Annotated in this window: 10 protein-coding genes and 1 pseudogene; 6 read left to right on the top strand and 5 right to left on the bottom strand. The window is 74.3% G+C overall.

Annotated features, from left to right (window positions below; translation table 11 throughout):
• Positions 1–49: 49 nt before the first annotated feature.
• A complete protein-coding gene (locus AB8Z75_RS23425) occupies positions 50–613 on the top strand; it encodes a DUF2165 domain-containing protein (RefSeq protein ID WP_369205097.1) in 564 nt (187 codons plus the stop codon).
• Between the two features lie 25 nt (positions 614–638).
• On the opposite strand, the gene AB8Z75_RS23420 is transcribed toward AB8Z75_RS23425, so the two are convergent.
• Together AB8Z75_RS23420 and AB8Z75_RS23415 are read right to left on the bottom strand one after the other, a co-directional pair.
• A complete protein-coding gene (locus tag AB8Z75_RS23420; protein WP_369205095.1) occupies positions 639–2,612 on the bottom strand; it encodes a serine hydrolase domain-containing protein in 1,974 nt (657 codons plus the stop codon).
• A 134-nt stretch (positions 2,613–2,746) separates the two neighbouring features.
• Positions 2,747–4,351, bottom strand: a complete 1,605-nt coding sequence (locus tag AB8Z75_RS23415) for an MFS transporter (RefSeq protein WP_369205093.1) — start codon at positions 4,349–4,351, stop codon at positions 2,747–2,749.
• A gap of 404 nt (positions 4,352–4,755) precedes the next feature.
• Here AB8Z75_RS23415 and AB8Z75_RS23410 point away from each other — a divergent pair, with 404 nt between their 5' ends.
• From AB8Z75_RS23410 to AB8Z75_RS23400, 3 genes are all read left to right on the top strand, one after another.
• Complete coding sequence (locus tag AB8Z75_RS23410; RefSeq protein ID WP_369205099.1) at positions 4,756–5,613, top strand: phosphatidylinositol-specific phospholipase C; 858 nt, start codon at positions 4,756–4,758, stop codon at positions 5,611–5,613.
• Between the two features lie 153 nt (positions 5,614–5,766).
• Positions 5,767–6,828: a type I phosphomannose isomerase catalytic subunit gene (locus AB8Z75_RS23405; protein WP_369205091.1), complete on the top strand. Its 1,062-nt coding sequence runs from the start codon at positions 5,767–5,769 to the stop codon at positions 6,826–6,828.
• A gap of 55 nt (positions 6,829–6,883) precedes the next feature.
• The gene (locus AB8Z75_RS23400) at positions 6,884–8,320 is read left to right on the top strand and encodes a sensor histidine kinase (RefSeq protein WP_369205089.1); all 1,437 of its coding nucleotides are present in this window, start codon (positions 6,884–6,886) and stop codon (positions 8,318–8,320) included.
• A gap of 105 nt (positions 8,321–8,425) precedes the next feature.
• Here the strand turns inward: AB8Z75_RS23400 and AB8Z75_RS23395 are convergent, their stop codons facing one another.
• Entirely contained in the window at positions 8,426–9,400 is a 975-nt protein-coding gene (locus tag AB8Z75_RS23395) for an alpha/beta hydrolase (RefSeq protein ID WP_369205087.1), read from the bottom strand.
• 461 nt (positions 9,401–9,861) lie between these two features.
• Between AB8Z75_RS23395 and AB8Z75_RS23390 the strand changes: the two genes are divergently transcribed.
• Positions 9,862–10,617, top strand: coding sequence for an SDR family NAD(P)-dependent oxidoreductase (locus tag AB8Z75_RS23390; protein WP_369205085.1), 756 nt, complete (start codon positions 9,862–9,864; stop codon positions 10,615–10,617).
• 37 nt (positions 10,618–10,654) lie between these two features.
• Positions 10,655–11,490 (top strand): annotated as a pseudogene (locus AB8Z75_RS23385) (helix-turn-helix transcriptional regulator).
• A 59-nt stretch (positions 11,491–11,549) separates the two neighbouring features.
• On the opposite strand, the gene AB8Z75_RS23380 reads toward AB8Z75_RS23385, so the two are convergent.
• Entirely contained in the window at positions 11,550–12,008 is a 459-nt protein-coding gene (locus AB8Z75_RS23380) for an OsmC family protein (protein ID WP_369205083.1), read from the bottom strand.
• Between the two features lie 137 nt (positions 12,009–12,145).
• Positions 12,146–12,325 (bottom strand): DUF6126 family protein (locus AB8Z75_RS23375; RefSeq protein ID WP_369205081.1); only part of this gene is annotated, 180 nt, incomplete at its 5' end.

The following is a 12,325-nucleotide window of genomic DNA, read 5'->3' as shown; positions in this document are numbered from 1 at the left end:
GCACGAAGGGGGTGGCAGGGACGGCCGCACACCAGCGATAGTTCTGATCATGAGCGTTTCACCGGATCATCTCCGCGACCAGGGCGACGGGGCGGCGGCTCCCCGACGGCGTGGCCGCTTCACGTCCCGCCGGCTGGCCGCCACGGTACTCACCGCCTCGGTAGCCCTTTACATCGCACTGGTCGCCTTCGGCAACATCACCGACTTCGACACCAACCAGCAGTTCGTGCGGCACGTCCTCGCCATGGACACCACCTTCCGCGACGAGGACCTGATGTGGCGTGCCGTCACCTCGCGCGCCTGGCAGGACGCGGCATACATCGCCATCATCGTCTGGGAGACCGCTTCGGCACTCGTCCTGCTCGCCGGGACATGGCTGTGGCTGCGACGCGACCCCGGTCGGGCACGTGCCGTCACCACCGCCGGTCTGTCGATGCTCCTTCTGCTGTTCGGCGCGGGCTTCCTGGCCATCGGCGGGGAGTGGTTCGCCATGTGGCAGTCCGAGAAGTGGAACGGGCTGGAGTCCGCGACCCGCATCGTCCTGCTCAGCGGCCTCGCTCTGCTGGCGGTGCACGCCACGGGCGACCGCGAGAGCGCGGAACGGTCCGACTAGGGTCTTCCGTCCGGATCCGGCTGGATCAGCGGGCGGCGCCGCAGGATGCGGCGTCCGGGGTGAGGCCCGTGCCGGGCGCCAGCGGCCAGGGGCGGGGCAGGGGGCGCCAGCCGTGCGCGCTCAGCGGCGCGTGGGGGCAGTCGCCCTCGAGCAGTACCCGTGCCGCGTCGGTGACCCGCACTCCCGCGACGTCCGCGCCGCGGCCCTCCCACGGGCCGGCCGCGGTGAAGCGCCAGCGCAGGCGCAGGCCCGCCGGTGAGGGGACGGCATCCAGGGGCACCTGCACCCGCCGCCAGGTTCGGGCGCCGTGTCCGGACAGCTCCGTACCGGGGACGGCGCGCCAGGTGTCTCCGCCGTCGGTGGACTGCTCCAGCACCAGGCCGCCCCCGGCGCCGCTGTCGACCAGTGCGCGGTAGCTGACGGTCAACGGGCCGTCCGCGTGCAGCGCCGAGGTCGTGAGGGTGGCGCCGGTTCCGCTTCCGGGCTCGGCGTACCAGGAGCGTCCGCCCGCCGGTGGCCGCGCGGGCACCGACCGGGCGAGCGCTGTGGCGGCGGCCCGGCGCGCCGGGTTGGTTGAGGGGGTCGTGTCGTCGGGGTGCACGCGGTTGGTCAGCAGGATCGCGAAGGAACGGGAGGCGGGGTCGATCACCAGCGAGGTGCCGGTGAAGCCGGTGTGGCCCAGCGTCCGCGGCGCGGTGAGGCCGCCCATGTACCAGGGCTGGTTCAGCTCGAAGCCGAGGGCGTGGTCGTGCCGGGGGAAGCGCCGGTTGTAGTCGCGTTCGAGCAGGGTGACGGCGTGCTCGCTGAGGATGCGGTGTCCCCGGTAGGTGCCGCCGTTGAGCAGCGCCTGGGCCAGGAGGGCCAGGTCGTCCACGGTGGAGAAGACCCCGGCGTGTCCGGCGACGCCTCCCATGGCCCAGGCGTTGGCGTCGTGCACGGAGCCGCGCAGCGGGCCGCCGCGGTCGGGACGGTACTGGTTGGCGGTGGCGGCGATGCGCGGCCACCAGGAGCGCGGGGGGTTGTAGGCGGTGTGGGCCATGCCCAGCGGCTCGGTGATGCCCTCTCGTACGAGTGTGTCGAGCCGCCGCCCGGTGACCTTCTCCAGTACCAACTGCATGCTCAGCATGTTGAGGTCGGAGTAGCGGTAGTGGGTTCCTGGCGCGTTGAGCGGTGCGGCACGCAGGACAGCCCGGCTGCGGGCCTCGGGGCCGCCGGAGATCTGCCACAGCGGTGGTCTGGGGTCGGCCGGCAGGCCGGAGGTGTGGGTGAGCAGTTGCCTGATGGTGATGCGGCCCTTTCCCGCTGCGGCGAACGCCGGCAGGTAGCGGGCGGCGGGCGCGTCCAGCCGCAGCCGCCCGGCGTCGATCTGCTGCGCCGCCACCAGGGAGGTGAACAGCTTCGAGAGGGACGCCAGGTCGTAGACCGTGTCGGTACGGGCGGGCACGCGCTCCGCGGGGGGAAGTTCACGCCCGTCGGGCCCGTACCGCAGGGCGTCGCCGCGGGCGAGGCGGGCGACGACGGCGCCCTCGTGCGCGAGGAGCGCGGTGGCGCCGGGGAAGAGGTACCCGGCGCCGCGTGCCGGGTCGGTCCACTCGGTCAGCTGCCGCGCGAACGCGTCGAGGGGGCGGGGATCGAGGCCCGCCCGCCCGGGGGTGGTGCGGCGCAGCACCGTGCCGGCGGGGGCGAACCCCTCGTAGGGCCGGCCGAATCCGCGGCTGGAGCCGGGGAGCTGCGGTTCCGGTGCAGGGCCCGGGTCCGGGTCCGGGCCCGTGGTCGGTCCGCGTCCGGCGGCCGACGCCGACGGGACCGGCGCCCCAGGTCCCGACTCGGCCGCGCCTGGCGCCGAGGGAGTCGCCCTCGACAGGCTTGGCGCCGGTAGGGCAGGCAGCGAGCGCGCCGCGGCCGGCAGCGCGTGTGCCGCGCCCTGCGGCGGTGCCAGGAGCGCGGCGAGCGCGACGAGCGCCCTCGCCGGCGCGGTGACGTACGCACAAATCCGCACGCGGACTCCATCGACCTCGTAGCTGCCCGGGACGGTGCGTGGCTGCCGCTGACGGTGCCCTGCGCACGAACGTACGCGCGTCGGCCCGTGTGCGTCCCGGCGCGACACGTGCGGGACGTCGTTTCTCTGCGTCCCTACTCCCCGTCTGGCCGGGCCCTGGTGTGGCCCCGGCCGGGCGGCGGCTCATGGGGAGGCGTTCCGGCCCGCAGCGGTGTGCCCGCCACCGGGCATTCGTACGGACAGCCGGCCGCCTCGCCGGACCCGGGCTCCTCCGCCGGTTCCGGTGCGGGCCCGGCGTCCGTCTCCAGGACGTCGCGGTGGACGGTCGCCCAGGCGAGCAGGCCGCCGGCCGCCGCCAGGGCGGCCGTGATGAGCATGGCGGTGTGGAAGCCGTCCGCGAGGGCGCGCGGGTCCTGGAAGTCCCCGCCGCCGATGCCGGCCAGCAGGGGGAGGGCGGCGACGGCCGCGAGTTGGGCGAGGCGGGAGACGGCGTTGTTGACGCCCGAGGCGATCCCGGAGTGGCCGGGCGGTGCGGCCGACAGCGCCGTGGCGGTCACGGGTGCCACGGTGGTGGCCAGCCCGAGCCCGAAGACGAGGACTGCCGGCAGTACCGAGGTGGCGTAGCCGGCGAGGCCGTCGCCGTCGTCCACGCCGATGCGCAGCATCAGCAGCATGCCCGCGGCCAGCAGCAGGGGCCCCACGCTCAGGGGGAGCCGCGGGCCGACGCGCTGTGCCAGCGCGCCCGCTCGTGAGGAGAGCGCCAGCATCAGCAGCGTCACGGGCAGCGAGGCCGCGCCGGCCGCCAGCGGGCTGTAGCCCAGCGAGGTCTGGAGGAAGACGACGAGGAGGAAGAAGACGCCGCCCAGCGCGGCGTACACCACGAAGGTCACGGCGTTGGCGCTCAGGAACTGCCCGGCGCGGAAGACACCGGGAGGGAGCATGGGGCTCTCCGCGCGCCGTTCCGTGTGGACGAAACCGGCGAGCGCGGCGAGACCGGCGAGCAGCGCGAGGGCCGTCACCCAGCCGGGCGACTCGCCGCGGGGCCCCTCGATCAGGGCGTAGGTGACGCCGCCGAGCCCGGCCGTCACCAGCGCCGCGCCGCGCACGTCCAGGTGGCCCGCGGCGGTGGGGGCGCGGCTCTCGGGGACGTGGCGGGCGGTGACGGCGACGACCACCAGCCCGATCGGGACGTTGAGGAGGAAGATCCACCGCCAGGAGAAGGCGTCGATGAGCCAGCCGCCGAGCAGGGGGCCGAGCGCGGAGGCCACTCCGGTCAGCGCGGACCAGGTACCGATGGCCCTGGCCCGGTCGGCCGAACGGTAACTCGCCTGGATGAGGGCCAGGCTGCCCGGGGTGAGCAGCGCGGCGCCGACGCCCTGCAGCGCCCGGGCGAGGATGAGGGTCCCCGCGTCGGGGGCTGCCGCGCACAGCACGGAGGGCAGCACGAAGCAGCCGACGCCCAGAGTGAAGACGCGTCGGCGCCCGTACCGGTCCGCGAGGGAGCCGCCGAGCAGGATCAGCGCGGCGAGGGTGAGCAGGTAGCCGTCCAGCACCCACTGCAGCGCGGAGACGTCGGCGTGCACGTCCCGTCCGATCGCGGGGAGCGCGACGTTGACGACGGTGGCGTCGAGGAACCCCATGGCCGACCCCAGGACCGTCGCCGCGAGCAGCCACCGGCCCTCCGCGGACCGGAAGGCGACGCTCCCGGCGGCGGGTGCCGGACTCTCAGGCGCGTTCATCCATCCTCCCCGCCCTTCCGTCCCCTCCCGCTGTGTGTCCCGGCGGTCGCGCCGCCGGTTCCGGCCGCGCCCGAGCGGGTATCCCCGAGCCTGCCGGTCGGGACGATCGTACGGTGCGGGCAGCCGGAAGCCCCGCAAGGCGGCGGGCCTCGCGGGGCGCGGGCGGCACCTGTCAGCCGCAGTGCCGGGCCGTCCTGGTGCGCCTCGTCCCGCGCATGTGGGCGCCCGGCCGCGCGCTCTTCGCAACAGTTGCGCCACAGCGGACTTCCCTGCCTCCAGCACCAGTTCAAGATCCAGTAGGTTCACGTCGAGGGCCCCGGAGGGGGCCGCACGCAACGGGAGGGGAGCTGGGAATGGACCGGCGCAGATTTCTCAGGAACGCGGCAGTGGTGCCCGCCGCCGGAATGCTGGCGTACGCGGGTGGCACGGGCGTCGCCGTGGCCGAGGGCGCCACCCGCGAGCGCTCTCGCGCACGCCGGGGGCCGCAGGACTGGATGGCGGCGCTGGCGCCGTCGACAGCGCTGCACACGCTCACCATCCCCGGCACCCACGACTCCGGGGCACGGTTCGGCGGGCCCTGGACGGAGTGCCAGGACACCCTGATCGCCGACCAGCTCGCGGCCGGGGTCCGCTTTCTCGACGTCCGCTGCCGGGCCATCGACGGCGTGTTCGCCATCCACCACGGCGCCTTCTACCAGCACCTCATGTTCGGCGACGTGCTGATCGCCTGCCGCGACTTCCTGGCCGCGCATCCGGACGAGACGGTCCTCATGCGGGTCAAGCAGGAGTACTCCTCGGTCGGTGACGAGGAGTTCCGGCAGATCTTCGACGTCTACCTCGACGAGAAGGGCTGGCGCTCCCTCTTCCTGATGGAAGACACCCTGCCCACCCTGGGCGAGGCCCGCGGCAAGGTCGTCCTGCTGGCCGACAACGGGGGGCTGCCGGGGGTGCGGTGGGCCGACCCGGAGGTCTTCGACGTCCAGGACGACTACCAGGCGGAACCGTTCGCGAAGTACCCCAGGATCGCCGAGCAGTTCCGCCAGGCCGCCGCGGAGCCCGGGCCCTTCTACGTCAACTTCGTCAGCACGGCGGCCGGGCTGCCGCCCGCCTCGAACGCCGACCGCCTCAACCCGCAGGTGCGGGAGCTCCTCGACAGCTCCGAGTTCGCGGGCACGACCGGCCTCGGTATCGTGCCGATGGACTTCCCCGGGGCGGAACCGGGCCTTCTCGAAGCCGTCCTGGCCCACAACCCGACGAGCTGACTCGCGTCGCCTCCCGCCCCCTGTCACTACGCGGTGCGGGCGCGGTGCCGCCGGCACCCTGTCACTACGCGGGGGCCGGCGCGGTGCCGCCCGATCGGGTGAAGCCGCCCGTGGAACCGGTACCGGCCCGCCCGCGCCGCGAAGGTGCCAGTCATGCACTGGTACCCGCTGCGGCTCTCGACGCCCGTCAAACAGCACGTCTTCGGCGGCCGGGCCCTGCCCGACAGGCTCGGCCGCAGTGGCCTGCCCGACGGTCCTGTCGCCGAGACGTGGGAGGTCAGTGACGTCGAGGGGGACCAGGCCACCGTGGTCGACGGCCCGATCGCCGGCCGCTCCCTGCGCGAGCTGACCCTGCGCCACCCGGACGAACTGGTCGGGGACGGCTGGCGCGGGCCGCGCTTCCCGCTGCTGACGAAGTTCATCGACGCGCACCACGCGCTGCCCGTCCACCTCCATCCGGACGACGCCGACGCGCGCGGACGGGAGGGGGAACCCAACGGCAAGACCGAGGCCTGGCACATCCTGGACGCCGCCGAGGGGGCCACGGCCCTGGCCGGTGTGCGCCCCGGTGTCGGCCGGGAACAGCTGCGGCAGGCACTGCTGGCGCAGGACTTCGACGCGGTGCTGCGACGCCTGCCGGTGCGTGCCGGTGAGACCCTCTACGTTCCGGCAGGCACCCTGCACAGCTTCGGCCCCGGCACCCTCGTCTACGAGATCGAACAGACCTCCGACCTCCAACAGCACGCGATGCGCCACCGCATGGAGGACGGACGGCCGCTGGGCGACGCCGAGTGGCACGCCAACATCGAGGCGCTCCTCGACGAGTGGAACCCGCGGCCACGCCCCGCATTCCACCCCGGGCTCTCCCTTCCCGCGCCGCCGGGAGTGGAGCGGCGCGTCCTGTGCGCGGGACCGTACTTCGCGCTGGAGCGCCTGCGTACGCACCGGCCGCTGCCTCTCGTCCGCACCTTCGACGGCGCCGTCGTACTGAGCAACGCCGGGCCCGCGACGGACGTCCTCAGCGCCGGTGGCCGCCACACCCTCGAGGCGGCCGGGACGCTGCTCCTGCCCGCCGCGCTGCGCCGGGTGGAGATCACCGCCCCTGCCGACGTCCTGCTGGGCTTCCTGCCCGACCTGGACCGGGACGTGCGCGGTCCCCTGCGCGAGGCAGGGCACGGCGAGAGGGCTGTGGCCGCGCTCGGAGAGGGGCTGTGAGCGCGGGCCGACCACCGCTGTGCTCGCCGTCGCCGCGGCCTCCTATGCTCGCCGGGTGAGTACCACGAGCCGCACCCGTCCCCTCCGTGACATCTTGCGTTCCTGGGCCGTGCTGCCGCAGGCCGACCCGCGCGCGCCTGCCGACCCGCGCGCGGCCACAGGGCTCCCCGAGCGGCCCGCCCCGCGCGCGCCGCTGCTGACGCCGCGCGCCGCCGACCTGGTACTCACAGGGCTCGTACTGCTCGCCTCCGTCTGGAACAGCCTCAAGAATCCCTACCTCGGCCCTGCCACTCCCTGGGCGAACGTGGTGCTCGCCGCCGTGAGCGCACTGCCGCTCCTCGCGCGGCGCCGGATGCCCGAACCGGTGCTCGCCGCCGCGCTCCTCGCCGACGCCCTCCATGTCTCGATGTTCGTGACGCCGTGCGCCTACTACGCCGAGGGCGCCTACCGCGGCCCGCGCAGCCGCCGGACCGCGTGGGTGGCCGCCGGGGCGGGCCTGGTGATGACCGCGCCCCGCAGCGTCGACGCGTGGTCCAACCCGCGGGTGCTGGTGACCTGGTTCACGGTGAACTTCGTCCTGGTCGTACTGGTGCCGCTGCTGCTGGGGATGTACGTGGGGCAGCGGCGAGCCGTCCTCGCGGGCCTCGTCGAGCGCGCCGAGCGCGCCGAGCGCGAACAGCGGCTGATCGCCGAGGCCGCGCGGGCCGAGGAGCGGCAGCGGATCGCCGGGGAGATGCACGACGTGGTGTCCCACCAGGTGAGCCTGATCGTCGTACACGCCAACGCGCTCGGCGCCGTGGCCCACGACGCCGAGGTGACGACCGACACGGCCCGGATCATCCAGACCGCCGGGCGGCGCGCCCTGACCGAACTGCGCGAGATGCTGGGCGTCCTCAGAGACGGTCCGGACACGCAGGCGAAGAGGGCGCCGGAACCCGCGACTGACCGTCCGGAGCCCGCGACTGACCGTCCGGAGCCCGCACGAGTCCTGGCGCGGCCCGAGGGCGCCGACGCCGGTGCCGTCGCGGACGGTGCCGATCCGTCCTCCGCTCCCGGAGAACGGCGCCCTTCCGACGCGGTGGTCGGACGGATCACCGAACTCGCCGACAGTTCCAGGACCGCCGGGCTGCCGGTCAGCGTGCACGTCGAGGGCGGGCCGCGGGCGCTGCCCGAACCGGTGGAGAGAGCCGCCCACCGCGTGGTGCAGGAGGCACTGACCAACGTGCACAAGCACTCACCGGGTGCCACGACGGACATCCGCCTGGCGTTCACCTCCGAGGCCGTACGCGTCGGGATCGTCAACGGCCCGCCGGGGCGTCCCGTGGACGCCGCACCCGACGGTCAGGGGCCGCTGCTGCCCAGCGGGGGGCACGGACTGCTCGGGCTGGCCGAGCGGGTACGGCTGAGCGGCGGCACCATCGATTCCGGGCCCACCGGTGACGGAGGCTTCCGGGTCGACGCCGCGCTGCCCGCCGGCGGGGCCGCGGACTGAACTCGGGCCCGCGGACTGGACTCGGGCCCGCGGGCTGGACTCGGGTCCGCGGACTGAACTCGGGCCCGCGGACCGAACGCGGGCCCGAGCGCGCCGAGCGGATCTTCAGGAGGGCAGGGCGGCGAGCCAGTCGGTCAGCAGCTCGTTGATCTCGGCGGGGCGTTCCTGCTGGATCCAGTGGCCGCAGTCCTCCAGGATCCGGCTGGTGAGCAGCCCCGGCAGGGTGGTGGGGTAGGCGGCGATCGCGTCGGACATCCAGGTGGTGGAGGCGTCCCGTCCGCCGCCTGCGAACAGCGCGGGCTGGGAGACGGGGGCGCCGTTGAAGGAGGCGAGGTCCGCCCAGTCCCTGTCCATGTTCCGGTAGCGGTTCAGTGCCCCGGTCATGCCGGTCCGCTCGAACTCCCCGGCATAGACGTCGAGATCGTGCCGGCCGAGCCATCCGGGCAGCTCGCTGGGGAAGCGCTCACGCAGTGTTCCGCCCGCGCCGACGAAGTGCGGGTCGGGTGCGTCGGAGGGCGGCATCGTGTCGGCCGACAGAGCGGCGTAGATGCCCGCGAGCCAGCCGCGTACGTCCGGCTCGATCTCGGCCTCGGCACGGCCGGGCTCCTGGAAGTAGGAGACGTAGAACTCCTCCCCGCCCATCTGCGCGAAGACCTCGCTCGGGCGTGGACCGCCGTGCGGCGCGTAGGGGACGCTCAGCAGTCCCACCGCGCGGAAGACGTCCGGTTCGAGCAGCGCCGAGTCGGCGGCGATGGCAGACCCCCAGTCGTGCCCGACGATCACGGCCGACCGCTCGCCCAGGGCGCGTACCACCGCGACGTTGTCCTCCACCAGCGCGCGCATCCGGTAGGCGGCGGGGTCGGAGGGCGCGGACGAACGGCCGTACCCGCGGACGTCGAGGGCGACTGCCCGATAGCCCGCGGCGGCCAGCACCGGCAACTGGTGCCGCCACGAGTACCAGGACTCGGGGAATCCGTGGACGAGCAGCACCAGTGGTCCTGTGCCCTGCTCCACCAGATGGGTTCGGCCCGCGGGGGTCGGCACCAGGCGGTGGGTGACGTTCATGGTGTGCGAGGGCATCGGTCCTCCTTGTGTTCCGGCCGGGCCGCCCGAGCCCGTGCACCCGCAGGGCACGTCCCGTGCGCCGGACGCGTGCCGCGCCGGACGCGTTCCGCACCGGATGTCCCGGTCCGGCAGGCGGCGGTTCACGACTGATCCTGCGGGGCCGTGCACGGATCCACGAGGCTTTTTGCCGCTCCGGCAAACGGGTACCGCGGTGCGGAGCCGCGGCCCGCTCGACGCCCCGCGCCCGGGTCGCCTGCGGGGCGCACCCGGCCAGGGGAGGATCGAGTCGACGTAGCCGCCGTCCACGCGCGCACGGCTCCGCCCGTGGTGGCCGACGCGAGCCGGGTGGCCTCTTACTTGGGTGCGGGCGGGTGAAAGGGGGACCGGTGGTCCCTGGACAAGTGCTGCCTTCCTCCCGCCACCGGGGAGCGACACCGTGGAGAGGGAGAAACCCACCACAACGAAGGACGGCCACCATGACCCGTATCGCTCTCGTCACCGGCGCCAACCGCGGGCTGGGCCGCAGCACCGCACTGCACCTCGCCGAGGCGGGCACCGACGTCCTGCTCACCTACCGCTCGCACGCCGACGAGGCGGAGGCGGTCGCGGAGCGCGTCCGCGCGCTCGGCCGGACGGCGGTGACCCTGCGGCTGGACACCGCCGACACCTCCGCCTTCTCCGACTTCGCCACGGCCGTGCGCCACGCCCTGAAGCGGCACTGGGACCGCGAGGACTTCGACGCCCTGGTCAACAACGCGGGCCACGGCGTCCAGAAACCGTTCGCCCAGACCACCGAGGAGGACTTCGACGGGCTGATGGGCGTCCACGTCAAGGGCGTCTTCTTCCTCACCCAGGCCCTGCTGCCCCTCCTCAGGGACGGGGGACGCATCCTCAACGTCTCCACAGGACTGACCCGCTTCATCGCCGCCGAGACCTCCGCGTACGCTGCGGCCAAGGGCGCCGTCGAGGTGCTCACCCGCTACCTGGCCAAGGAGCTGGGGCCGCGCGGCATCGCCGTCAACGCCCTCGCACCGGGGGCCACCGCCACCGACTTCAACGGCGGCTCCGTACGCGACCACGCGGCGGCGCGGACCGCCCTCGGCACGGTCACCGCCATGGGCCGGGTCGGTGAACCGGACGACATCGGGGCCGCCGCCGCGGCCCTGCTCGCCCCGGGCACCGCCTGGATCACCGGGCAGCGCGTCGAGGCGTCGGGCGGCATGCTGCTCTGACGTGCGCTCCCAGAGCCGCTCCGAGGAAGGAAGAACAGTGGACCGAGCACAGCTCGCGGACTTCCTGCGCGTCCGGCGGGAAGCCCTCCAGCCCGAGGACGTGGGGCTGCCCCGCGGCCCGCGCCGGCGCACCCGCGGGCTGCGCCGGGAGGAGGCGGCTGCGCTGAGCGGCATGTCGACCGACTACTACGGCCGCCTCGAACAGCAGCGTGGACCGCAGCCGTCCCCCGCGATGCTCGCGGCGATGGCCTGCGGGCTGAGGCTGTCCCTGGCCGAGCGCGACCACCTCTCCGCATCGCCGGGCACAACGCCCCACCGCGGCTCGGCTCCGACCACCTCGCACCCGGGCTGATGCGCATCCTCGACCGGCTCGGTGACACCCCCGCGCAGGTCGTCACCGACCTGGCCGAGACGCTGTGGCAGACACCGCTGGCCGCGGCGCTGGTCGGGGACGAGACGCGCCTCGCCGGGCCGAACCGCAGCCTCCTCCGCCGCTGGTTCACCGACCCCGCCGCCCGGCTGCTCTACCCGGAGGAGGACCACCCCCGGCACAGCCGGTTCTTCACCGCCGAGCTGCGCGGCGCCTACTCGCGGCAGGGCCGCGGCAGCCGGGCCGAGGCCCTCGTCGAGGAGCTGCTGGAGACCAGCGAGGAGTTCGCCCGCTGGTGGAGCGCCCACGAGGTCAGCGCGCCCCGCGTCGATCCGAAGAGGTTCCGCCACCCCGAACTCGGCGTCCTTGAGCTGCAGTGCCAGGTCCTCCTCGATCCGGAGCAGGCGCAGGCGCTCCTCGTCTACACGGCGACGCCCGGCACCGAGAGCGACGAGAAACTCCGCCTCCTTCCGGCTACCGCCCCTCGCCCGGCGGGCACCTGACCGCGGCGCCCGGAAAGCGGCTGCGCGAAGTGGCCGCGACGAGAGGCGGCCCGGCCGGCTCACGCGTCCAGGACGGCCGGCTCCAGCGTGACGGTCGCGGTCAGGGAATTGGCGATGAAGCAGCCCTCGTGTGCCCGGGCGAACAGCTCCCGCACCCGCTCGTGATCGGTGCCCGGGGAGACCCGGATCGCCGGTGCCAGCCTGATGCGGCCGATCCGGGCGGGCTGCCGGGCGTCGTCCATCGTGCCCTCGGCCTCCTCCTCGTAGTCCACCACGTCGATCCGGTGCCGGGCGGCCAGCGCGAGGAAGGAGAGCAGCTGGCAGGAGGCGACCGCCATCACGAGCAGCTGTTCCGGGTTGAGCCGTTCGCCGTCTCCGCGGAAGGCCGGGTCGGCGCTGAGGTCCACCCGTGCGGCGGCAGGCGGCGCGACCGCCTGGTGCTCCCTCGGGTAACTCTCGTAGCCCGGCCGGGTCGAACCGTTCCAGACGAGATGTGTGGCGTAGGAGTGCACAGTCATGACGGCAGGCTCGCACGGTGACGTTTCGGCCCCGGCCGAACCGGCGGACCCGCACGCGGCGCAGGAACGGCCGCACCCGCCTCCTCGCCCCGGCCGCTCGTCGCCTCGGCCTACTCGCCGCCGCTCGTCGCCCTGGCCTACTCGCCGCCGCCCACTTCGAACAGCAGGAAGAGGAAGCCGGCCAGCAGATGACCGGCCACCACGTAGACGAAGAGCCGCAGCGCCAGACCGCGCGGGAAGCGCCCGTAGCCGCGCTCGACGCCCGGTTCGTCCCTGGGCTTGCGGGGGCGTGCCGGCCGGTGCGGAGGGTGGGGAGC

Source organism: Streptomyces sp. PU-14G (assembly GCF_041028275.1).
Lineage (GTDB): Bacteria > Actinomycetota > Actinomycetes > Streptomycetales > Streptomycetaceae > Streptomyces.
This window is presented reverse-complemented; position numbering and strand designations above follow the sequence as displayed.